The organism is Leifsonia sp. ZF2019 (genome assembly GCF_019924635.1).
GTDB lineage: Bacteria > Actinomycetota > Actinomycetes > Actinomycetales > Microbacteriaceae > Leifsonia.
This window is the reverse complement of the sequence record NZ_CP065037.1, coordinates 3,972,420-3,994,712: the sequence shown is the minus strand read 5'-3', so window position 1 is coordinate 3,994,712 and position 22,293 is coordinate 3,972,420. Positions and strand designations below refer to the sequence as shown.

Genomic DNA, 22,293 nt, shown 5'->3' with positions numbered 1-22,293 from the left:
TGGTGCGGGGCAGTCGTCGTCGCCGGTTCCTGGTGTGCCGTCGGCGGTGACCCCGCCGACGAAGGCGAAGGTCACCTCCACGAGTTACGGGTATGACGGTGTGGACCGTCTGGCCTCCTCGACCGTGTCGTCGGGTGAGAAGAACACGTATGCGTATGACCCGGCGGGCAACCGGATCGGGTGGACGCGCACGGGTGCTGCGGACGGGAACTTCTCCCTGTCCGCCGTGTTCAACGACGCGAACCAGTTGACCCGGTCGAATACGTCGGGTGCGGGTCGTGGGGTGTCTGGTGGGGTGGCGTCGTATTCGTATGATCGTGCCGGCAACCGGGTGTCGCAGTCGGTGGCGGGTGTGGGTTCGTCGTTGTCGTATAACGCGTCGGGGCAGGCGACGCAGGTGAGCCGCGACGGCCGGTCGACGTCGTATGCGTATGACGGGCTGGGCCGGCAGGCGTCCTCGACGGATCAGACGAAGTACGGGTCCGTCACGACCGCGAACGTGTTCGACGGGACTTCTCTCGTGCAGTCGACGAGTTCGACGCAGGGCACCACGACGGTGGTGCGGGATGCTGCGGGTGCGCTGGCGGAGCATGTCACGGCATCTGGTGAGGCGACCTGGGACCTGCTGGACGGCCTGGGGACGACGATCGCGGGCGTGACCGGCGGGTCGGTCACCCAATTGGTGTCGTATGACGATTGGGGTGGTCAGGCGTTCGAGACGGACGGGTGGGACGCGCCCGTGGGTTACACCGGGCATGTGCAGGATGCGACGCAGGGTCTGATGCACACGTTCGCGCGGTCGTATGACGTGGGCACGGGGACGTGGACGAGTCCGGACACCTGGCGGGGGCTGCTGGTCCAGCCGAAGTCGTTGGCGCGGTATCAGTACGCGTGGAACAACCCGACCACGTTCTGGGACCCGGACGGGCACCGATGCGCGTCGAAGCCCGCGGGCAACGACGGACTCCTCCAGGGCTGCGGTGCACCGCCGGTCCAGGCCACGCAAGCCGTGAAGGACCCACCGACCGCCAACGACCGAGGCGGACGCGATGCGCTCCCCTCCGGAAACGGAACGTCCTACAACCCGAAGAACCTCATCAACGGACCAGCCACGCAGAACCGGCTCTCCGCACTCCACCGCGACGACGTCAACTTCAAGGTGCCGTCGGTCAACTTGCCTACCGGCGCGGGCAACAGCCATGGGTGTCCGGCTGGCACTGAGTGGTACGAGAACTCCTACACGAACGGTCAATGCGCGAACTCCCAATACCTGAAGGAACAGAACCAGTTCTGGGAGAACATCGCGAATTATGTTGCCGAACATGGAAGCCTAGGTGGACAGTTCTGTGGCCTCGTGATTTGCGTGCAACTTGGCAACGGCGGCGGCGGAATTGGGCCAGCGGTCGGCGCTGGCGGATCGGTCGCGGCGGGGCTATCGAATGGAGACGTGAACGGCCTCGGTTTCCAGTTCACATGTTGGGCTGCCGACGGCGGAGGTGTGTACGCCTCTTACTCGCGTGATTGGTTGGGTCGCGACTCGGCTGACTCAGGGATTACCGCCGGAGGCGGAGCAGGTTGCTCCGGCTACATAATGTGGTACTTCTAGGAGCATCAATGACAATTAGCAACGTAATCATGTTGGTCATGGGATTCTGCGGAATCGTAGGAGGGGCTGCGGCGGTGGTCTATCGAGTACCGCTGGCCGACCGCAACCGACGAAACATTGAGGCAAGGTTCGGCGCAGGCCAAGCGGGGTCCCGCCGATCGACCCCCGGGATGATGCTCGCGCTTGGTCTTGGCTGGGCTGCTATCGGACTGGGTGTGGTAATTGCGGCCATCATCGCCTAGACCGGGTCGTCGATGATGGGAGTACTACCCCGGGGAAACACATGAGTTCCTACTTCAACGCGATCCTGCCGCCACTTAACTCGTCGCGCTGAAGGCTCGCTGGCTCCTCCGGGGCGGAAGACTATTCGCAGGGGCGCGAAACCAAGTCGTGAGGAGCATCCATGAGCGATCCGACAGGGGGTGAGGATGCTGAGCGGGAGGATTCCAAGCGAAGCCCAGTGAACCGAGTTGCGGGTCGGGTTCAGCGCTTCGTCGGGCGCGTTCGAGCACGCCGACGCACCGTTGTTGGCCGGATCCTCGTTGCGGTGGGGATCGTCGACGCGATCATTTTCTTCGCGGGCGAGTGGTTTCTCGGTTGGCGTCCTGAAAACGCGGTCGGGGTGGCGTCGATCTTCGGATGCTGCATCGGGGCTGGTCTCGACTGGACTTTTGGCCCCGCTGGGCCGCCGAGCAGGTGATGTGATGGTGAGCGTCCTCGTCCTCGTCACGACTCTTGTAACTGCGGGCCTCATCGGCGGCTTTGCGATCTGGCGGATGGAACGCTCGCGACGTCGACTTCTCGACACGGAGTCGGTGTATGGCCGTATCGTCGGCAAACGTCGTAGTGCGGAGCATGGAGAGACCGTTCTGGCCTTCCGCGGTACGGGCCTCGGCGGGTTTGTCGTCACGCCCGAGACCTTTCTCCTTCGCATCCGAACTGGTCGAGGTGACCGGGAGGTGATCGTCGACCACGCCACCTTCGACTCCTACGAGATCGGCGATCGCTTCCCCCGGTCCGGACCGGCGCCGACTCCGAGCCCCCTCACACCCCGTCCCGCCCGTTCACCCGCTCCACGATCAGCGGGTCCACCGGCGTGAACGGGAACGTCGGGAGATCCCGTTCCGGCACCTTGAACGCCGCCGAGAGCACCTCGCGCGAGAAGGCGGACGCGGTCGCGCGGTAGCCGACGTCGCCGGGGGTGGGCTGGTCGAAGAAGATGAGGAAGCGGATGCCTTCTTCGGTGAGTGCTTCGATGTGGTGGGGGTAGGCGCGGGGGACGAAGTAGGCCTCGCCGGGGTGGAGCTCGTAGGTGTCGAGGGAGCCGTCGGGGTCGAGGACGGTCATGCGGGCGTGGCCGCTCTGGACGTAGCCGAGCTCGCCGGTCACGGGGTGCCAGTGGGGTTCGCGCATGCCGGTGCCGCCGATCTGCAGCTCGTACATGGAGAGGTCGTCGAGGGCTGCCCAGAACTGCTTGCGGGCGAGGCGGGCTTGGCCCCACGCGTACGAGAGGGGGGCGTGCTGGCCTTCCATATCGAAAAGGCGGGCGTTGGGGAGGCCGGCGGTGTCCGGGATGCGGGCGGGTCCGTCGCGGTGCACGATCTGGGAGGAGTGCTGGCGGTCGAAGGCGGCGAACGCGTCGGAGGGGAGGCCGTAGGTGTTGCCGAGCACGGCGTTCGTCATGGCGCTGACACTGTCCTGCAGGGAGAAGTGCTGCGGGCGGTCGGTGCGCAGGGCGGCGATGATCTCCGCCTCCCCGTCGCCGACGTTCTCGATGTGGTAGACCGCGCCCGACTCGACGTGGTACATCTGGCCCGTCTGCACGACGAACGACGAGAACGTGTCACCGTCGCCGAGGGTGGAGATCAGCACGGTGCCGGCGACGACGTAGGCGATCTGGTTGGCGTTGACGTTCCACTGGGGCTCGCGCAGGGCGCCGGGGGCGAGCGTGATCCGCTTGACGGACATCCCGGTGAGGATGGGCAGCGAGGTCGAGGTGACCTGGGTGATGCTGCCGAACTCGTTCTCGAAGACGTTCTCGCCGCCGATCAGCTGCGCGACGTGCCTGGACTCCGACATGGCGACCCCTGTCTCCCGGATGCGGTCCGGGCTCTGGCATTCTGCGTACGGTCAGGAGCGTAGGCCGTGGGGAGGGGTGCGGGGCAGTCCCGCTCGTCGCATCCCACCTCGACATCTGTCGAAAGCGGCGGCGCGCCTCAGGCGGGCAGCGCGGCGACGGCGGCGCGGGCAGTGGCGTGGAGGCGCCGCTCGCTGACTCCGAGCCTGCTCATCTGGATGAGTCCCTGCGACAGCGCGACGAGGTGCGCGGCGAGCGTGTCGGCGCCGGCGTCCTCGGGGAGGCGCTCGCGCACGGCGCGCTCCATCGCGCCGGTGGTCTCACCACCGATGCGCGCGACCTCGGGATGCTCGGAGGCGAGCTCGCCGATGCTGTTGAGCATGAGGCAGCCGCGCCGATCGGGTTGGCCGGCGCAGTCGTCGATGATCGCCGCAAGCATGCGTTCGGCGATGTCGCGGCGGCTGCCGTCGCCCACGGCGACCGCGGCGCGCACGAGCGCGACACGTCCCGCGCAGTATCGCTCGAACGCGGCCAGGAAGAGCCCCCACTTGCTGCCGTAGGCGGCGTAGATGCTGCTGGTTCCGACGCCGCTGGCCTGGGCGATGTCGCTCAGCGACGTGGCCGCGTAGCCGCGGCTCCAGAACACGTCGGTGGCCGTCTCGAGGAGCGCGTGTTCATCGAATTCGCGTCGGCGGGCCATCTCGGCACCATAGCACCGGCCGGCGGGGTGCTCCGCACGGGCGGCGACTTGATTATGGAACCGCCATTACACAATGATGGAACCCATGACCCCGAGCGCCGTCGGCACCCGCGCATGAACCTCCAGGACATCGTGGACGAGCTGGCCCGGAGCCTCCGCCGCTCCGTCGTCGTCAACGACACCGACTACCGTCCGCTCGCCGTCAGCGCGCAGGGGGACGAGATCGACAGCTTGCGCATGGAGAGCCTGCTGCGGCGCGAGACGCCGGTGGAGGCGCGCCGCTATCTCGAGACCCTGCGGCTGGACACCCTGCAGCAGCCGATCACGATCGACCTCGACGCGTTCGGCGGCAGGCAGCGCCTCGCGGTCCCGATCCGGGACGGGGAGCGGCTGCTCGGGGTGCTCTGGCTCATCGTCGGCGGCCTCCCCGCGCTCAGCGGCACCGATCTGGCGAGCGTGAACGCCGCCGTCGAGCTGGCGCGGCGCGCGCTGCTGCCCGAGCCGGGCACCCACTCGCGCGAGCGCAGCGATGGATCGCTGATGCGGCTCCTCGATGCCGACCCGGTCGTGCGTCGGCAGGCGTTCGCCGAAGCGGTCGGCCGTCGGCTGATCGCACGCGGCCCTCAGACGGTCGTGCGGGCCGTGCTCCACGACGGGGAGGCAGCCCCGCTCGAGCGCGCCGCGTTCGGCCGCCGCGTGACCGCGAGCCACGCGCCGGTCATCCGTTATCTCGGCGAGTCGGAGCACTGCCTCCTCTTCATCGGCCGCGCTGCCGACGGGGAGGCGATCGATGCCGCGTTGCGCTCCGAGTCGGTGCGCCGGCTGCTCCCGGTGCGCGCCATCGGTTCGGCCGCCCACGCGCACGACGACGACGATCTGACCGTGGCCGTCGCGCGGGCCGTGGCCGCCGCCCGGCTCGCCGCGGGCCTCCCCGAGCTCGGCGGCCGTGCCGACGTCGCCGATGTGGGCGGCTGGATGCTGCTCGACGCCGTCGAGGGCGACCGCTCCTCGCTCGCCGTGTTCTCGCCCGCCGCCGCCGAGCTCCTGGAGCACGGCGACGAGGTGCAGCGCCACACGATCGAGACCTACCTCGACGCGGGAGGCCATGCCCAGCTCGCCTGCGACCGGCTCCACATCCACCGCACCACGCTCTACTACCGCCTCGACAACATGCCCGCCTCGGTGCGCAGGGCGTTGGACGACGGCCTCCTGCGCAGCGCCCTGCACCTCACGCTGAAGCTGGCGCGACTGTGGGAGGGAACCGGGCGGCTCTGACGGCCGCCAGCCGGTGACGTCGGCCCGTCTGCGCGATCCGTGTAGCCGTGTGCCGGTCGATGCCCGGTCAGCGTTCCGGAAGCAGTGCGGCGTGCATGGCTTCGACCGCGTCGCGCGCGCGTTGTCCGTCGTGATCGGCGAGGGCCGCGGCGAACGCATCGTTCGCGTCGGAGAGGGCGTTGCGTCGCGCGGCGGCGAGCGACTGCACCGCCTGGTTCAAGGGAACACGGAAGTAGAGGCCGTCGACCGCGTCCGCGACGCGATCTCGGAAGATCTGGTTCGGGGTGAACCGCAGCAGGGAGTCGAAGAGCTGGATGAAGGCGCGCGCGGTGGCCTCGCTGTCAGAGGCCGAGAGCGCACTCGCCAGATCGGTGCTGGCGTGATGAAGCGTCGCACGGTCGTCGTCGTCGACGGACGGGACGGTGAGGAGTGCAGAGCCTCCGTGGAGGATGGACAGCGCGCGCAGCGCGGGGGCGATGTCGGACTTCCTGCGCTGGGCCACGCGCGTGTACCGGTTGGGGGCGGTATCGATCAGGCCGATGCGGGTGAGGTCGTTGATGGCGTCGCGGACAGGCGTGCGCGAGACGCCGAACCACTCGACGAGATCGGCGTCGCGGAGGATCTCTCCGGCCTCGAAGGTTCCGTCCATGATGGCGTCGCGCAGGCGATCCCGGACGACATCTTTGAGTAATGCGCGTTCGATCGTGACCCGGTCGAGTTTGCGTGGTGCGGGCATGGTCCTCCAGTTTTCGACGGCGGCAGTACGGAAGGATGGCCGCACCGGCGGTGGGGCTGGTGCGGCCATCGGGGTGGAGCGCGCCCATTCCACTGGGCGCTCCGGGGGTGCTGCCGCCGAGCAACCCGAAGCTCGGCGGCAGCTGCACGATCCGATCGAGTGGTCGGAAACGCGCGGGTCAGGGTGGTGGGCGGATGTCCGGGGGAGGCATCCGCCCACCACGGGCGGGTGTTCGGGTACCCGTCTGGGCTACCGCTGGGCCGTGGTGGCCTTGCGGCGGCGGAACGTGAGGAACGTTCCGGCGGCGGCGAGCAGCGCGAGTGCGGCTCCGCCGGCGATGGCCGGGTCCATCAGCGGGGTGGACTGCTCGCCGTCGTCCATGACCTTCACGACCGGTCCGAGGTCGGTGACGACCGGGTCGGCACCGGGGGCGGTGTGGGTGATGGTCAGGTTGTTCGGACCCTGGGGGAGGCTGCCGACGGGGATGGACCAGTTGCCGTGGTCGTCGACGAGGGCCTCGCCGACCACGTTCTGGGCATGGTCGGTGAGGACCACGGTGGTGCCGGGCTCGCCCTTTCCGGTGAACACGGTGTCGCCCTTGATGCTGTTGGACTCGGACAGGTTCGGGGAGGTCACCTCGAACTTCGTGGTCGACCCTTCCATCTCGTAGCTCTCGTCCGCGATGGTCTCGGTCTCACCGTTCTTCCCGGTGACCTCGATGACCAGGCTGGTGTCACCGTTGGTCGGGGCCGGGTTCAGGGTGGTGGACCAGGTGCCGTCGTTACCGACAGTGGTCTGACCGAGGATGTTGCCGTCCTTGTCCTTGATCGTGATGGTGTCACCGATGTTCCCGGTGCCGGTGAAGACCGTGTCGGGGGTGATCGTCTCGCCCGCACCCGGGGAGGTGACGGCCCGGTCCAGGTCGACACCCTCGACCACATACGTGTTCTCGGCGAGGGTCTCGGTGGTGCCGTTCTTGTCCGTGACCTCGATGGTCAGGGTGGTGTCACCGTTGCCCGGGAGGGAGCTGATCGGGACCGACCAGGTGCCATCGTTACCGACGACAGCGGAACCGATCGTGTTGCCGTCCTTGTCCTTGATCTTCACCGTGTCACCGATGTTGCCGGTGCCGGTGAAGACCGTGTCCGGGGTGATCACGTCGCCGGCACCCGGGGAGGTGACCGCCCGGTCGAGGTCGACACCCTCGACCGTGTATGTGTTGTCTGCCAGCTGCTCGGTCAGACCGTCCTTGCCGGTGACCTCCACCACCAGGTTCTTCGAACCGTTGCCGACCAGCCCGTCCAGGGTCGTCGACCACTTTCCGTCGTTGCCGACGGTCGTCTGCCCGACGACGGTGCCGTCGGCGTCCTTGATGATCACCGTGTCACCGATGTGACCGGTACCGGAGAACACGGTGTCGGGGGTGATGACCGTGTCCGCCTCGGGCGAGAGCAGTGCCCGCTCCTCATCGGAGGCCGTCATCGTGTACGAACCATTCGCCAGCTCCGTCGACTTACCGTCAGTACCGAGCGCGGCGACCGTCAGGACGTGGGTCCCGTTCTTCGGGGCCGGGTCCAGCACGAGCGACCATGTGCCGTCCGCGCCGGCGGTCGCCGAACCGATGATCTTGCCCGACGCATCCTTCACAGACACGACCGTGCCCTGCTGAGCCTGACCCGAGAACACCGTCCCCGGTGTGATCTCCGCACCCGGCAACGGCGACCCCAACGACGCCTCATCCACCACCGCATACGACAAGCCGAGACCCGCGCCCATGTCGTACTTGGCACCTTCGTTGACGGTGGTGACCTGTTGGCCCACGGCACCGTCGTAGAGCCACATGACCTTACCCCAGGGTGCTTGCGTGCGATTCGTCAGCACGAGCTTCCCGTCGATGTTGTTTCCGAACCACTTCTGGGCGATGGCCGTGTCATCGCACGTGGCCATATAGTTGGCCGTCCTGTTGATCCCCGCGGTTCCCACCTGGCACTTGCCGTTGCGGGAGATCGTTCCGACACCGCCGAACGTGGGATACGTCCAGTCCGTCGCGATCCTCCCGGCCGCGAGCTCTGCCTCGAGGTTTGCGTTGGGTACGAACGTGATGTTCGTGCCGTCGGCGTTCACGAAGTACTTGGATGCCCCGTAGTAGTCCATGGCGAGCGGACCGGTGACCATGTCGCTGCCGGCGGCCGACGCTGGTGTCGCAGCGACCAGGCCGCCGATCGCGAGCGCGGCCACGGCGCCGACTGCCGCGAACGCGCGGCCGGCAGTATGTAGCTTCTTCATTCTTTACCTCTCATCGGGAGTGCCGGGAGATCCGGCTGATGGCAGCCCGCCTCGACTGGGGACGAGGCAGAACGGGCGCGAATCCGTGCGGATCGCGTGCGACGCCGTCACGGGAACCTCGGCTGTCGGTCGGAAGCGGCGAACCGCGTCGCCGATCAGAGCCAGAAGGCTCGATTCAGCGGATGACGGAACGCACGGGTCGGAGATCCTCACGGGCTTGGCGCGCAAAAACAGGCTAGGCAAGGGCGACCCACGAACCACGTGGAGCTTGGTCAGAACAAGTAGATGAACCTTGACACTCGCCGCGAGATCGTGCGCGTCTCAGTATGCGGCGCGATCCATCTCCGCAGTGCAACCGTCTCAGCGTGGGATGTGTCACGCGCCTCGTTCTTGGCTGCAAGTGCCAATTAGCTGATCAGAGGCGATTTAATTGGTTCGACCAGGCGTATAGCATGCCGAAACGTCGGCCTACGTAGTCACACCGGTCCGACCAGAAAGCCAGTGGGCTGGCGTGCTGGATTTCACGAGAGAGCGGGATCGGGCACCCATCCGAGGAAGGCTTGCTCTGTGGCGCGCGCGGCCGCGACGATGTCACGCGCGGCGATAGCGGCGCAGAGGTCGGACACGGCGGCGTCGAAGGGCTCGACCGCGGCGTGGGCGCCCCCGGCGTCGTACACGGACTCGACCTGCGTGATGAAGGTGATGCTGTCGATGGCCCGCAAAGCCTGGTCGCGGTAGATCTTGTTCGACGACTGCGCGATCAGCCCATTGAACTGGGGAAGGAAATCTCGGATCACCGCATCCAGATCACGTGTACGCACATGTTCGACGACCGCTTTCAACCCCTCCTGTACGCGTTGAGCGTATGAGTCGGTGAGGGGAGGGAGAGCGAAACGCATTCCGGCCGCATACAGGCTTCCCAGTGCGTGGGAGGCGCTGACGACGTCCTTCCTCCTGGGGACGGCGACGCGGGTGTAACGGTTCGGAGCCGTCTCCACGAGGCCTTCGCGAGCCAGATCGTCGAGTGCGGATCGGATCGGCGTGCGAGACACGCCGAGCCACTCGACGAGATCGGAGTCTCGCAGCACTTCTCCATGCCGGAAGGTCCCGTCCCGGATGGCGTCGCGAATGCGGTCCCGCACCACGTCCTTGAGGAGCACGCGCTGAGCGGTCACGGGGGAGCTGCTGGTAGGAATCGGCATCGCTTCTCCTCTGTCGTCGATGACGCAACGGTCGATGACGCAACAGGGTGCCTTCTCGTCGACTCGCCCGGAGTGCCCCGTCACGTTGAGACTAGCTATCGGGCCTCCCGTACCGCATACCCGAGATCCATGTGACCGGCACCATCCCGAGTTGGGACGGCGTCATGCGAGCGAGCGACCCGAGCGGCGAGGGGGTGGTGCCGCGAGCGACGGTCGATCCCTGCTCGGACGTGTTGATCGTGTAGTGCATGCCACTTTTCTTCCAGAGCGACAGCCGGTCGAGCCCCCTGCCGTCGTGGAGGCTCAAGGGCTCCCCGTGCACCGTCGGCTGTCGCTGGTGGGTGGCTCACGAGGGTCCCGTGCGCAGGCGGTGGCCCGCACGGCCTCGGAGTTCGCGTGAGGTCGGCCGAAGAGGCGGTGGGGAGAGATCCCCGACGATTGGTTCATCGCGCTCTCCGCCGCCGAAGTCGTCGTGCTCAGCTCTTCGGGAACCGCGAGGAGGCAGAACAGCGAGTCTACGCAAGGAAGGAATTTAATAACAGTAGGCATCTCATTTCGTATGCCGATGAGACGGCTACACGTGTGCCTGGTTCCCGCTCGATGTGTCGGTGCTGTCGCCAGCACTCTGCTCCTGCGGCACCTCGGACACAGCGCGGTACAGCGTCGAGACGGACCCGAACCCGGCGGCGCGGGCGACGTCGGCGGCGGGGAGGTCGGGGCTGCGGCGGCGGAGTTCCGCCGCGGTGCGGGTGCGGGTGGCGCGCAGCTCGCGAGCGACGGTCGTCCCTTCCGAGGCGAACGCGGCCTGGAGGGTGCGTTGCGAGACCCCGGCGAGGGTCGCCAGGCGCGGCGCGGTCAGGCGGGCGTCCGCGTGGTTGTCGACGATGAGCCGGACCGCCCGCGAGAACAACGTCAGCTCGCTCGGGTCGCCCTCCGCGATGAGCCGCGCGAGGGCGTGCGCCACCTCCATCGCCGCCGCGCGCAGTGGCCCGACGACGAGTGGGTTGCCCAGTGATCCGGAACTCAGCGAGATGGCGAAGGCGGCGAGCGGCGCCAGCACGCCGGCGGGGAGTTCGGGCCGCGGCTGGGCGCGGCGGGCGGTGAGGTCGAGGTCGCTCAGCAGGGCGGCGGGTGCGCTGATGTAGAGGATCTCGTTGAGCGGGCTGCGGGTCTCGAACGCCACCGGTTCCACGCCGGGCGGGACCAAGAAGAGTCCGGGCCGTCGTTGCAGCATCGCCTCGGCAGGGGCGCCGACGACGTGCCCGCTGACGCACAGGATGATCGCGGCGCGGCTCAGCGAGAGCTCGTCCCGTGGCCACTCGACGACGGCACGCGGCAGGTTCGCGTGGGCGAAGGTCAGCTCGGGGAAGCGGGTCATGCGCAGCCGGAGGCTCTCGGACTCCTCCAGCCGCGTGATCCGCAGGTTCGCCGAGCTCAGGTACTCGGTGAGCCGTTCGTTCGCCTGCACGTCGGCGATGCCGCGGGCGCGGAGGCGCAGCGCTTCGACGGGCTCCATGGCGTCCCATTTCGACTGCCGTGACGCCATCCGACCGCCTCCGTTCTCCGGCTCGATCCCAGTGAACCATCCGCTGGAGGATCCGACGAGAGCGCGGACGCACCGGCCATCGCGATCCGCAGGCCGCGGCTTCCGCGCAGAACTCGCAGAGCGTGTCGCAGATCGCGCAAAACCAGAAGCGCCGGCTCTGACCGTCGCCACACTCGGGGACACATTCTCGATGCTGCACTCGTGGGAGGAGTGGACCATGACGGAGGGCGCCATCACCCGCACCCTGATGATCGCGGGATTCGGACTGGTGACGTGCGTCACCGAGACCGTGCGGAGCGACTCGGGGGCGCAGTTCACGACGCTGCGTTCGGCCGTCGATCAGGCCGGTCGCCGGATCGACCACCGCACCTGGCGTCGCGTCGAACAGGTGCTGTGCGCGAAGTAGCCGTCGCTCGACATTCGTAGCAAGAGGTGTCGACACCAGACCCTCCCGCGCCCCCGGTGCACCCGAGTAGCTTCTGCTCTGTCAGCGAGAACCGCGAACAGAGAGAAGCAGACGATGCCGTACATCACCACGACTGATGGAACCGAGATCTACTACACCGACCAGGGCACCGGGCAGCCCATCGTGCTCAGCCACGGCTGGCCGCTCAGTTCCGACGCCTGGCAGGTGGAGCTCAAGCTCTTCGCCGACGCCGGCTACCGCACCATCGCGCACGACCGCCGCGGCCACGGCCGCTCGTCCAAGACCTACACCGGCAACGACATGACCACCTACGCGAAGGACCTCAGCGAGCTGGTCGAGGCACTCGACCTGCACGATGTCATCCTGATCGGCCACTCCACCGGCGGCGGCGAGGTGGTGCGCTACGCCGCCCAGTTCGCGAACGGCCGTGTCGCCAAGGTGATCACCGCCGGCGCCGTGCCGCCGCTGATGCTCAAGACCGAGAGCAACCCCGAGGGCGCGCCGATCGAGGTCTTCGACGGGATCCGGGAGGGCGTCCTGAAGGACCGCTCGCAGTTCTACCAGGACCTCGCCGTCTCCTTCTTCGGCTTCAACCGCGAGGGCGTCGAAGGCTCGAAGGGCCTGATCGACGACTTCTGGCGTCAGGGGATGCTGGTCAACCTCGCCGCCGCCTACGACTGCGTCAAGGCGTTCAGCGAGACCGACCAGACCGAGGACCTGAAGGCCATCGACGTGCCGATCTTCATCGCGCACGGCGACGATGACCAGATCGTCCCGATCGTGGCCGCCGCCGAGAAGTCGATCAAACTGGTGAAGGACGGCACCCTCAAGGTCTACCCGGGCGCCTCGCACGGCATCTGGGGCGCGTACCAGCAGCAGCTCGACCAGGACATCCTGGACTTCATCAAGAAGTAGGCACCCTGCCGCATGGCCCCGCGGGCGGTTCCCGCGGGGCCGTGCGTACGCTTGGCGACGTTCCCTTCGACCACGACCCATGGAGGCGCTATGAGCCCGGCTCTCGCCCCGCTGCGGGTGCGCATCTTCCGCGTGCTCTGGTTGGCGGGCATCGTCAGCAACATCGGCAGCTGGATGCAGACCGTCGGCGCGCAGTGGCTGCTCGTCGAGCACGGGAGCTCGGCGGCGGTCGTTGCGCTCGTGCAGACCGCCGCCTCCGCTCCCGTCCTGCTGCTCGCCCTCCCCGCCGGGGTGCTGGGGGAGTTCCTCAACCGCCGCACCGTCCTGATCGTCGTGCAATCCGTCCAGCTCGCCGTCGTCCTCGTGCTCTCCGGTCTGACCATCGCGGGCGCGACGACCCCGGCCCTGCTGCTCGTGCTGACCTTTCTGCTCGGCGCGTGCTCGGCCGTGCAGCTGCCCGCGTACCAGGCGATCGTGCCCGACATCGTCCCGCGACCGCTCATCGCGGACGCCGCCGTGCTGTCGTCGATCGGCGTCAACGTCGCGCGGGCGATCGGCCCTGCGGCAGCGGGTCTCCTGGTCGCGCAGCTGGGGGTCGCCTCCGTCTTCCTCGCGAACGCGCTCTCGTTCGCCGTCTTCCTCGCGGCGCTGGTGCTGTGGCGCGGCTACGTGCCTCCGCGCGGGAGGCCGGAGCGCTTCCTCGACGCCACACGGGCCGGCCTCCGCTACATCCGCCATGCCGGCGTGATCCGCGGTCTCTACCTCCGGCTGGCGCTGTTCCTCCTCCCCGCGAACGCGCTCTGGGCGCTGCTGCCCGTGGTGGCGAGCGGCACCTACCGGATGGGCGCGGGAGGCTACGGCCTGCTGCTCGCCGCGGTGGGGGTCGGGTCGGTGGCGGGCGCGTTCGTGCTGCCGCCGCTGCGTCGGCGCTTCAGCGCGAGCGCCGTCGTCTCGGTCTCCGCCGGAGTCTTCGGTGCGAGCATGGTCGGCCTCATCCTGCTGCCGTCGCTGTGGCTGGTGCTGCTCGTGCTGGTGGTCGCAGGCATCGCCTGGATCGGCGTCATCGCGACGATCAACGGCACCGTCCAGTCGTTCCTCCCGATATGGGTGCGCACCCGCGGCCTCTCGATCTACCAGCTCGTGCTCTTCGGCATGACGGCCGTCGGTGCGGCGGTGACCGGTGCCCTGGCGGGGCCCTTCGGGGTCGCGCCGGTGCTCGTCGGCTCCGGCGTGCTGCTCGTCGTGCTCGCAGCGGTCGGGCTCCTGCGTCCTTCTGTATCGCCCGAGGGCAAGGGGCGGTCGATCGTGCCGCTGCCGCTGACCGACGTCCCGCCCGTCGAGGCCGCTGCCGTGCCGGGTGAAGGGGCCGGCGACGCCGGGACCGACGCGCACACCCCCGTGCTCGTCCTCGTGCGCTACACCGTTCCCGAGGAGCGGCGGCCCGAGTTCGAGCGTCGCATGGCCGACGTCGCCCGCACCCGGCGCCGGACCGGAGCACGCGACTGGTCCCTGTACGTCGATCGGGAGGATACTGCGGTGATGGTCGAGGCGTTCACCCTGGGGTCGTGGCAGGAGCACCTGAGTCAGCATCTCGACCGGATCACGGAGTATGACGAGGGCGTGCTCGCTCGCGCCCGTGAGCTCGCCGACGGCGACCCCGTCGCCGAGCACCTGATCGCACGGGCCGCGCCCGCCCGGCGACGCTGACGACACCCACCGAGCGACACCCACCGAGCGGGTCCCCCCGAGGGAGGAATCCATGACCGACGACCATCCTGCGCGCGACGCCCGCATCCCCGGAGTCGACCCCTCCGTGCCGCCGTCCGGCCCAGGCTGCGTCGAGTGCACGAGGGACGGCTCGTGGTGGTTCCACCTGCGCCGCTGCGCGGAGTGCGGCCACATCGGGTGCTGCGATCAGTCGCTCGGCAAGCACGCGACCGCGCACGCGCAGCAGACCGGGCACCGCATCATCCAGAGCTTCGAGCCCGGCGAGGACTGGTTCTGGGACTACGCGACCCAGCGCTTCGCCTCCGGTCCCGAACTCGCCGCGCCGCACAGCCATCCGCTCGACCAGTCCGCCCCGGGCCCCGCCGATCGCCTTCCCGCGGACTGGCAGCGCCTCCTCGCCTGACCCCACGGCGCCGAGACGGCGCAAACTCGCACGAATCGCGCCGAGACGGCGCAGAATCCGCCGCCTCGGCAGGCGGTCGCCGCGCGTCAGCCCGGTGAACCGAGCCTGCCCGAGACATCCGAGCGGGGCACGAGAATGCGGGAATCCGGTGAAATCCCTTGCGATATCCCCGGCGGTGGTCGACAGTGTCTGCATGCCCCCTGCCTTCCCGTCCGGCGGTGTGCCCGCGAACATGCCGGTCGTCGTGCCGTGCCCGCGCTGCGGGGGACGCATCGTGGTCGTCGGACGCGCCGTGGACGGCGCCTTGCGGCTCACGGCCGGAGGAGCCTGTACCGACTGCGGCGGCACCGTCTACTCCGCCCTCGACCTGGAGAACGCCCGGCGGTAGCGCGAGCCGCCGGATCACCCTCCGGTGCCACGCCGCGCAGCCGCACCGACCTCCGAGCACACGGAGTCTCTGCGGACTCGACCGCTTCGCCCCCGCTTTCTGCGGACTCGGTGGCGGGTGTGGCGTGTGCGGCGGGTGCGGCGGGTGCGGGTCAGGGGGTCTCGGACTCGGGGAGGTGCTCCTTGGGGAGCTTGCGGACCTTGGCCCGGCGCTTGCGTCGGTCGGGGATCATCGAGCGCATCTCCTCGAGCTTGCCGAAGCAGAGGAGGCGGTCGCCCGGCTCCAGGAGCACGCCGCTCCGCGGATTCGGGATGACCGAGCTGCCGCGGTGCACGGTGAGCACCGTGATGTCGCGGTCCCACAGGCCGGACTCCTTGATGGTCTTGCCGACCAGGTCCGCGTTGGTGTGCACGAGCAGCTCGGCGACACCGTAGCCGGTGGACACGGTGAGGCGCTGGCGCACATCGATCTCGGGGAACGCGACCTGGTTGTCGATGAAGTCGATGATCGCGCCGGCGACGTCGAGGCCGGTGGCGCGTTCGATGCCCTCGAGGCCGGGTGAGGAGTTGACCTCCATGACGAGCGGACCGTCGTTGCCTTCGAGCATGTCGACGCCGGCGACGCGGAGGCCCATGATCTGCGCCGAGCGGACGGCCGCCTGCTCATACTCCGGCGTCAGCTCCACCTTCTCGACGGTGCCGCCGCGATGCACGTTGGAGCGGAACTCGTCGCCGTTCGCGATGCGGCGCATGGCCGCGACGACCCGGTCGCCGACGACGAGCGCCCGGATGTCGCGTCCCCGGCTCTCGCGGATGAAGCTCTGGATGAGCACGTTCTGCTTCGTCGAGTGCAGGGTCTCGATGATCGACTCGGCGATCTTCACCTCGGGCGCGAGGATGACGCCGATCCCCTGGGTGCCTTCGAGCAGTTTGATGACGACCGGAGCGCCCCCGACCTGCTCGATCGCGCGGCGCACGTCATTGCGGTTGTTGACGAATGTGGTCGCCGGCATGGAGATGTTGTGCCGGGAGAGGATCTGGCTGGCCCGCAGCTTGTCGCGGGAGTTGGTGATGCCGTTGGCGGTGTTGGGCGTGTAGACGTCCATCTGCTCGAACTGGCGCACGACGGCCGTGCCGAAGTACGTGATCGAGTTGCCGATGCGCGGCAGGATGGCGTCGTAGTCCGAGAGGAGCTTTCCGCGGTACTGCAGGTCGGGCTCGTCGCCGGAGAGGTCGATCGCGAAGCGCAGGGTGTTCAGCACCTTGACCCGGTGGCCGCGCTGGAGCGCCGCCGCGCGGAGCCGTTGCGTCGAGTACGCGTGCGGGGCGCGCGAGAGGATGGCGAGTTTCACCGGTGCTCCTGCCAAGATGGGGGATATGGCTGACGACCTCCATTCACACCCCGTGGTGGTCGGCTGGCGCGAGTGGGTCGGCTTGCCGAGTATCGACGTTCCGTGGATCAAGGTCAAGATCGACACGGGGGCGCGCAGCTCGGCGCTGCACGCGTACGACGTCCAGGAGCTGCCGGAGGGCCGTGTGCGGTTCACGGTCCATCCGTGGCAGGACTCCGACGCCGACGAGATCGAGGTCGAATGCGCCATCCATGACCGGCGGGTGGTCCGCAGCTCGTCCGGGCACACGGAGGAGCGGATCGTGGTGCTGCTGGAGCTCGTGCTCGCCGGGCGCACCATCCACGCGGAGACCACCCTCAGCAATCGCGATCAGATGGGGTTCCGGATGCTCGTGGGGAGGGAGGCGCTGCGGCAGGGCTTCCTCGTCGATCCGGGCTCGTCGTTCCTCGGGGGTCGGGCCCCGCGCGAGGTCCGCCGCCGTAATCGCGGCCGCGCGTAGCGGGCTAGCGTCCGCGGAGCAGCTGCTCGATCCGCGCCCACGTGCGGTAATCGACGCGGCGTCCGTCCTTGTCGACGGCCGACTCCACCCGGATGTCACGGACGCTGCCGTCCTTGGCCTCGGTGGTCGTCGTGACGCACTCGACCAGTCCGAAGCCGGGCAGCAGCATCGTGAGAGACCTCTCAGCATCTGCCATGGCACGCACGATACGCCCATCCACTCAGCCGCGAAGCGCTACGGCGGCTGCTACGACACCGGCGCGTCACTTCTTGCGATAGCCCCTTCGGTTCCCGGACCGGCTGCCCTACCGTCGGCTCATGGAGCACCTTGCATATCGCATCAACCGGCGTCTCGCGGCGGCGATCGCCTTCGCCGCCGTCGTGGCCATGGCGACCACGGGAGCCGCCACCGCCTCCGCCAGCACGGGGGCGACCCAGGTGCCGCCGCTCTCTCGCTCCACCGCTTGGAGCCCCACGGCCATCGACGCGCGTATCCAGTGGCAGGTCGAGATGATCCTGTCGCAGCAGCGGGCGAGCGGGGCGATACTGCACGGGAGCGGAGGCGTCAACGTCTACTTCGGCAACTCGGCGGCGCTGGGGCTCGTCGCCGAAGGCTCGTCGCGCAGTCTCGCCGCGGCCGAACGGTGGCACGACTGGGTGATGGAGCGGCTCAACCGGGCGCCCGATGCGCAGGGGGCTTCGTTCACGTCGTACGACTACGCGATCCGGAGCGGTGAGGAGGTGGCGACGCAGGGGTACGACTCGGTCGACAGCTACGCCGCGACCACGCTCTCGGTCGCGGCGGCGCTGTGGCGATCCGGAGACCCGCACGTTCGCGCCGATGTCGCCTCCCGGGCTGCCGACTATCGAGGCATCGCCGCGCTGCTCGTCAGCCCGGTGCCGACGGGGGTGCGGAAGACGTCGGGGCTGACCCAGGCGACGGTCCGCTACACCATCGGGTACACGATGGACAACGCCGAGGTCTACGAGGGTCTCGCCGACGGCGCCGCCCTCTTCACCGGGCTGGGCCTCGAGACCGACGCGGCCCGGCTCCGCGCTGCCGCCGGGGCCTCCCGCGCGGCCATCCTCGGCACGCTCTGGAACCCGGCCGCGCAGACCTGGAACGTCTACGACCGCAGTGCTGCGAACCTCGGCGGAGCGTTCTACCCTGCCGGGATGGCGCAGTACTTCCCGCTGATCCACGGTGTCGTCGACGCCCACGACCCCCGCGTCATCGCCAGCTGGGCGCACCTGACCGCACGGTGGCCGGGCTGGACGCGGAGTCTGCTGAACCGGGGGGAGGCGGCGACGCCGATGGCGTACGCGGCGGTCGCGCTCGGTCACGCCGACGGAGCCCGCGCGATGCTCGACGACATCGTCGCCCGATATGCTCCGGCATGGCGCTACCCGACCGGATGCGACGCGACGCAGTGCCAGTGGTGGACTCCGTCGCAGGCCGGCTGGACCATCCGCACCCTCCTGCTGCTCCGCCGGCAGACCGAGCCCGTCGTACAGTGACGGGATGACACACATCGACGTGCGCTCCGCCCGGCCCGACGAGTGGGCGGCGGTCGGAGGCCTGCGCTGGGACTCGCTGCTCGAGTTCGGCGGAGTGCCGGACGACGACCGCGCGGTCTTCGCTGCACGGTTCGCCGAATGGGCCGCCTCGAACGGGGCGACGCACGAGTGCATCGTCGCTGTGGACGCGGACGGCGTCGTGGTCGGGATGGCGTGGCTGGCCCGCACACTGCGCGTTCCGAGCGCCCGCTCTTTCCACCGTGCGTCGGCCGACCTGCAATGCGCGTATGTCGTCCCCGGGCTCCGCAACGACGGCGTCGGCGGCCGGCTCATCGACGCGGTCGTCGCGCACGCGCGCAGCCTCGGCGTCGAGCGCGTCACGGTGCACTCGAGCCCGCGGGCGGTCGGCGTCTACGAACGTCACGGGTTCGCGTCGGAGGAACGACTGCTGCACCGGCCGATCGAGCACGACGACATCTTCACGGCGCGCGACTGAGCGGCCGAGGTCGCGGTGCCGCTCGTCACCTCCGGCCGCGCCCGAATCGTCAGTAGACAGCGAGGTCCACCGTCAATTGCTGACGGTTTCTGTCCTCCAGATTGAGGACACCCCTTCGCGGGCAATAACGTTGCTCTCAGCCCGGGGATGCCGCCGCGATGTGGAAACGAAATCCGACCAGCGATGACGTCTCAACCCGACACGGAGCAGTCGGCATCCCCCGGGGGTACTTCTCCGGAACCGAGGGCGCGATGACGTCTCCGCCCGCTCCTCGATACGCAGTCGGCGAGACCGAGTTCCCGATTCCGCGTCATGGATGCCCCGGACCCGTGTCTCTCCCTCTGAGGGGATGCGTCCCCTCTGCTGGTGAGAGGACGATCCATGACGAACATCAAGGCACCGAACGTGACCGACGACGTCGAGGTGGGCAGTGCGCTCGACTTCCACGCGGAGGTCTACACGAGTACGACGACGCACGACCCGATCCGGGTGGGCTGCTGGTGTCCCATCGGGCGCACCCACACGTACGAAGAGGCGGTCGCCGCCTAGGGCGAGCGCCTCTTCGCGGGTCCGGTCGCCCGACGGGCGGCCGCGTGCGTGCGTGCGGGTCTAGGCCGCCGGCGAGGACGGGGTGGCGACGCCGCGCCCGAAGGTGATGGCGCGGACGATCTGGATGACCCCGAGCACGATCAGGCTGATGCCGGTCAGCACGAACAGCACCACGATGCCCCACAGCGGGGTGAAGAGCAGCACGATGCCCGCGACGATGCTGAGGATGCCGAAGAAGACAGCCCAGCCGCGTGACGGGCTGTCGCCGAGCTGCGCGAGGGTGACCGCGCCCTCCACGATCCAGGCGATGCCGACGAGGATGCCGAGGAACACGGCCAGGAACGCCGTCGTGGCGCCGAGGTTGGCGAAGGCCACGATCGCGGCGATCACGAGCAGCACGCCGAAGACGATGTCGAGCGCGCGCGAGCCTCCGCTCAGCCCTGTGGCGAAGATACCGATGCTGAGGTAGGCGAGACCGGACACGAGCAGCGAGATGGCGATCAGCACGGTGAGGCCGACCGCGGCGGTCTTGGGCCAGAACACGATGATGATGCCGATGATCAGCGCCACCGTGCCGCTGATCCCGAGCGCGACGCGCACGCTGTTGATGACCGAACCGGTCATGTCCTTGCCGTTGAGCGAGAAGGCGGCGAAACCCGAAGGCTGAGATGTGGACATCGCGAGCATCCTTTCCGTGGATGCTTCGGACGCTATCGCCCCGCACGCCCGCGTGTCTATGACCGTCGTCACCGATGCGTCACCGGCACGTCAGAGAGGCTGGGGCGGGAGGGTGCCGCGCGTCAGCGCAGGCGCTCCTCCTCTTCGCGCTCCAGGCGCTCCTTCTCGGCGACCTTGGCCTCTTCGACCTTCTGGATCTCTTCTTCACGCGGGGTCTTGTTGGTCATGTCCGCGAGCCTACTCCGGGGCACCGCGGAGCAGCCCGCGGAGGCTCGCGATCGTGTCGGCCTCGGCGGCGGTCTTGTCGTCGCGGTAGCGCTTGACGCGGGCGAAGCGCAGCGCGATGCCTCCCGGATACCGGCTCGAGCGCTGCACGCCGTCGATCGCGATCTCGACAACCGTCGTCGGCGCCACCCACACGGTGCCGGGAGTGCGCCGGATCTCGATCTGCTGGAACAGCTCCGTCTGCATGCGCAGCAGTTCGTCGGTGAGCCCTTTGAAAGTCTTGCCGACCATGACGAAGCCGCCCGGCTCGACGAACTCGCCGTCGGGGTCGCGCGCACCCAGGTGGAGGTTCGACAGGAGACCCTGCCGTCTGCCCGACCCCCACTCGCACGCGAGCACGACGAGGTCGTAGGTGTGCACCGGCTTGACCTTCACCCAGCTGGAGCCACGCCGCCCGGCCGCGTAAGGCGAGCCGAGCGCCTTGACGACGACACCCTCCTGGCCTGCCGCGAGCGCCTCCCGGGCGACCTGCTCGGCGACCGCGGGATCGTCGGTCACCCGGCCCGGGATGCGGTGCACGCCGGCCACGCGCTCCAATTCCTCGCGGCGCAGTGCGAGCGGTTCGTCGAGCAGATCCCGCCCGTCGACGTGCAGGATGTCGAAGAACCAGGGGTGCAGCACCGTCTCGCTCGCGGTCTCGGAGCCGAAACGCGACATCGTCTCCTGGAACGGGCGCGGCCCGCCGTCCTCGTCGAGAGCGAGCGTCTCGCCGTCGAGGATCAGGTCGCGGGCGGGCATCCGGCGCACCACCTCCACGACCTCCGGGACGCGATGCGTGATGTCGGCGAGCGTGCGGGTGAAGACACGCACCTCCTCGCCCGCGCGATGCACCTGGATGCGTGCGCCGTCGAGCTTGAACTCGACCGATGCCTCGCCCGTGGTCTCGAGGGCGGCGGTGGCGCTGGAGGCCGTCGCCGCGAGCATCGGGAGCACCGGTCGTCCCACGACCAGGCCCACCGTGTCGAGCTCCTCGGGGGTGCCCGTCAGGGCCAGCAGGGCCGTCTCTCCGAGGTCGCCCGACAGCATCGCCGCGCGCCGCACGCTCGCGGCCGGCCGGCCGGAGGCACGGGAGATCGCATCCAGCAGCACGCCCTCCAGCGCTCCGGTGCGCATCTCACCCAGCAGGACGCGGCCGATGAAGTCCTGCTCGGCAGCGGTCGCGCGCGCGGTGAAGTCGCGCAGCGTGGCGGTGCGCTCGGCGGCCGAGCCCGCGCCCGACAGTGTGGGCAGCCGATCGAGCAGGGCATCGAGATCGCCGACGGTCAGCGTCTCCGTGGCGGCCGGCTCGCCCATCGCGGCGCCCAGCCCGCGCCAGCCGACCCCCACCCGGCCTTGCCGCGGCCGGCCCACCAGCATCCCGACCGCCGGGGCGATCTCGTCCGGGGCGAGACGGTTCAGGAGGTCGGCCAGGGCATCCACCTTCGCCAGCCGTGACCGCGTGGCGGCGACGGCGACGGCGGTGGTCACGAGCGCATCGAGGAGCACGCCGCCCAGTGTGCCACCGCCCACCGACGCGCGGGAGGCCACGGTGGCCGCTGAAGTTCACGACGTTGCGCCCATTCCGGCCGGAATGGGCGCAACGTCGTGAACCTCGCACCCCGTCGGGGCGTCGCGTCTGAGGGGATGCGA

Annotated in this window: 22 protein-coding genes; 12 read left to right on the top strand and 10 right to left on the bottom strand. The window is 69.0% G+C overall.

Annotation, left to right across the window (positions count from 1 at the left end; all coding sequences use genetic code 11):
- Positions 1-46 precede the first annotated feature (46 nt).
- Entirely contained in the window at positions 47-1,606 is a 1,560-nt protein-coding gene (locus tag IT072_RS19430; RefSeq protein WP_223358479.1) for an RHS repeat-associated core domain-containing protein, read from the top strand.
- A gap of 403 nt (positions 1,607-2,009) precedes the next feature.
- The gene (locus IT072_RS19425; protein ID WP_223358478.1) at positions 2,010-2,306 is read left to right on the top strand and encodes a hypothetical protein; all 297 of its coding nucleotides are present in this window, start codon (positions 2,010-2,012) and stop codon (positions 2,304-2,306) included.
- A 344-nt stretch (positions 2,307-2,650) separates the two neighbouring features.
- Here IT072_RS19425 and IT072_RS19420 read toward each other — a convergent pair whose 3' ends face one another.
- Together IT072_RS19420 and IT072_RS19415 are read right to left on the bottom strand one after the other, a co-directional pair.
- Positions 2,651-3,685, bottom strand: a complete 1,035-nt coding sequence (locus tag IT072_RS19420; RefSeq protein ID WP_223358477.1) for a cupin domain-containing protein — start codon at positions 3,683-3,685, stop codon at positions 2,651-2,653.
- Between the two features lie 137 nt (positions 3,686-3,822).
- A complete protein-coding gene (locus IT072_RS19415) occupies positions 3,823-4,383 on the bottom strand; it encodes a TetR/AcrR family transcriptional regulator (RefSeq protein WP_223358476.1) in 561 nt (186 codons plus the stop codon).
- 114 nt (positions 4,384-4,497) lie between these two features.
- Between IT072_RS19415 and IT072_RS19410 the strand changes: the two genes are divergently transcribed.
- Positions 4,498-5,658, top strand: coding sequence for a helix-turn-helix domain-containing protein (locus IT072_RS19410; protein WP_223358475.1), 1,161 nt, complete (start codon positions 4,498-4,500; stop codon positions 5,656-5,658).
- A 67-nt stretch (positions 5,659-5,725) separates the two neighbouring features.
- Here the strand turns inward: IT072_RS19410 and IT072_RS19405 are convergent, their stop codons facing one another.
- The 4 genes from IT072_RS19405 to IT072_RS19390 all read right to left on the bottom strand — a co-directional run bounded on the left by IT072_RS19405 (position 5,726) and on the right by IT072_RS19390 (position 11,398).
- On the bottom strand, positions 5,726-6,394 hold the full coding sequence (locus tag IT072_RS19405) for a GntR family transcriptional regulator (protein ID WP_223358474.1): 669 nt from the start codon (positions 6,392-6,394) through the stop codon (positions 5,726-5,728).
- Between the two features lie 249 nt (positions 6,395-6,643).
- Positions 6,644-8,680 carry an Ig-like domain-containing protein gene (locus tag IT072_RS19400; protein ID WP_223358473.1) on the bottom strand — a complete coding sequence of 679 codons (2,037 nt, stop codon included), beginning with the start codon at positions 8,678-8,680 and terminating at the stop codon, positions 6,644-6,646.
- A 521-nt stretch (positions 8,681-9,201) separates the two neighbouring features.
- On the bottom strand, positions 9,202-9,840 hold the full coding sequence (locus IT072_RS19395; RefSeq protein ID WP_223358472.1) for a GntR family transcriptional regulator: 639 nt from the start codon (positions 9,838-9,840) through the stop codon (positions 9,202-9,204).
- 616 nt (positions 9,841-10,456) lie between these two features.
- Positions 10,457-11,398 carry a helix-turn-helix domain-containing protein gene (locus tag IT072_RS19390; protein ID WP_223358471.1) on the bottom strand — a complete coding sequence of 314 codons (942 nt, stop codon included), beginning with the start codon at positions 11,396-11,398 and terminating at the stop codon, positions 10,457-10,459.
- A gap of 247 nt (positions 11,399-11,645) precedes the next feature.
- Here IT072_RS19390 and IT072_RS19385 point away from each other — a divergent pair, with 247 nt between their 5' ends.
- From IT072_RS19385 to IT072_RS19365, 5 genes are all read left to right on the top strand, one after another.
- Entirely contained in the window at positions 11,646-11,834 is a 189-nt protein-coding gene (locus IT072_RS19385; protein WP_223358470.1) for a hypothetical protein, read from the top strand.
- 114 nt (positions 11,835-11,948) lie between these two features.
- Positions 11,949-12,770, top strand: coding sequence for an alpha/beta fold hydrolase (locus IT072_RS19380; protein WP_223358469.1), 822 nt, complete (start codon positions 11,949-11,951; stop codon positions 12,768-12,770).
- A 90-nt stretch (positions 12,771-12,860) separates the two neighbouring features.
- A complete protein-coding gene (locus tag IT072_RS19375; RefSeq protein WP_223358468.1) occupies positions 12,861-14,477 on the top strand; it encodes an MFS transporter in 1,617 nt (538 codons plus the stop codon).
- A 52-nt stretch (positions 14,478-14,529) separates the two neighbouring features.
- The gene (locus tag IT072_RS19370) at positions 14,530-14,901 is read left to right on the top strand and encodes a UBP-type zinc finger domain-containing protein (protein WP_223358467.1); all 372 of its coding nucleotides are present in this window, start codon (positions 14,530-14,532) and stop codon (positions 14,899-14,901) included.
- A gap of 193 nt (positions 14,902-15,094) precedes the next feature.
- Complete coding sequence (locus IT072_RS19365) at positions 15,095-15,289, top strand: hypothetical protein (RefSeq protein ID WP_223358466.1); 195 nt, start codon at positions 15,095-15,097, stop codon at positions 15,287-15,289.
- Between the two features lie 151 nt (positions 15,290-15,440).
- Here the strand turns inward: IT072_RS19365 and rimK are convergent, their stop codons facing one another.
- The gene (gene rimK, locus IT072_RS19360; RefSeq protein WP_223358465.1) at positions 15,441-16,640 is read right to left on the bottom strand and encodes a 30S ribosomal protein S6--L-glutamate ligase; all 1,200 of its coding nucleotides are present in this window, start codon (positions 16,638-16,640) and stop codon (positions 15,441-15,443) included.
- Positions 16,641-16,665: 25 nt separating this feature from the next.
- Between rimK and IT072_RS19355 the strand changes: the two genes are divergently transcribed.
- A complete protein-coding gene (locus IT072_RS19355) occupies positions 16,666-17,139 on the top strand; it encodes an ATP-dependent zinc protease family protein (protein WP_223358464.1) in 474 nt (157 codons plus the stop codon).
- A gap of 4 nt (positions 17,140-17,143) precedes the next feature.
- Here IT072_RS19355 and IT072_RS19350 read toward each other — a convergent pair whose 3' ends face one another.
- Positions 17,144-17,335 (bottom strand): hypothetical protein, encoded by a 192-nt coding sequence (locus tag IT072_RS19350; RefSeq protein WP_223358463.1) that lies wholly within the window; start codon positions 17,333-17,335, stop codon positions 17,144-17,146.
- 121 nt (positions 17,336-17,456) lie between these two features.
- Here IT072_RS19350 and IT072_RS19345 point away from each other — a divergent pair, with 121 nt between their 5' ends.
- From IT072_RS19345 to IT072_RS19335, 3 genes are all read left to right on the top strand, one after another.
- On the top strand, positions 17,457-18,656 hold the full coding sequence (locus IT072_RS19345; protein ID WP_223358462.1) for a hypothetical protein: 1,200 nt from the start codon (positions 17,457-17,459) through the stop codon (positions 18,654-18,656).
- A 4-nt stretch (positions 18,657-18,660) separates the two neighbouring features.
- Entirely contained in the window at positions 18,661-19,152 is a 492-nt protein-coding gene (locus tag IT072_RS19340; protein ID WP_223358461.1) for a GNAT family N-acetyltransferase, read from the top strand.
- Positions 19,153-19,533: 381 nt separating this feature from the next.
- Positions 19,534-19,701, top strand: coding sequence for a hypothetical protein (locus tag IT072_RS19335; RefSeq protein WP_223358460.1), 168 nt, complete (start codon positions 19,534-19,536; stop codon positions 19,699-19,701).
- A gap of 60 nt (positions 19,702-19,761) precedes the next feature.
- Here the strand turns inward: IT072_RS19335 and IT072_RS19330 are convergent, their stop codons facing one another.
- A complete protein-coding gene (locus tag IT072_RS19330) occupies positions 19,762-20,379 on the bottom strand; it encodes an HdeD family acid-resistance protein (RefSeq protein WP_223358459.1) in 618 nt (205 codons plus the stop codon).
- 237 nt (positions 20,380-20,616) lie between these two features.
- On the bottom strand, positions 20,617-22,149 hold the full coding sequence (locus tag IT072_RS19325) for an ATP-dependent DNA ligase (RefSeq protein ID WP_223361020.1): 1,533 nt from the start codon (positions 22,147-22,149) through the stop codon (positions 20,617-20,619).
- Positions 22,150-22,293: the final 144 nt, after the last annotated feature.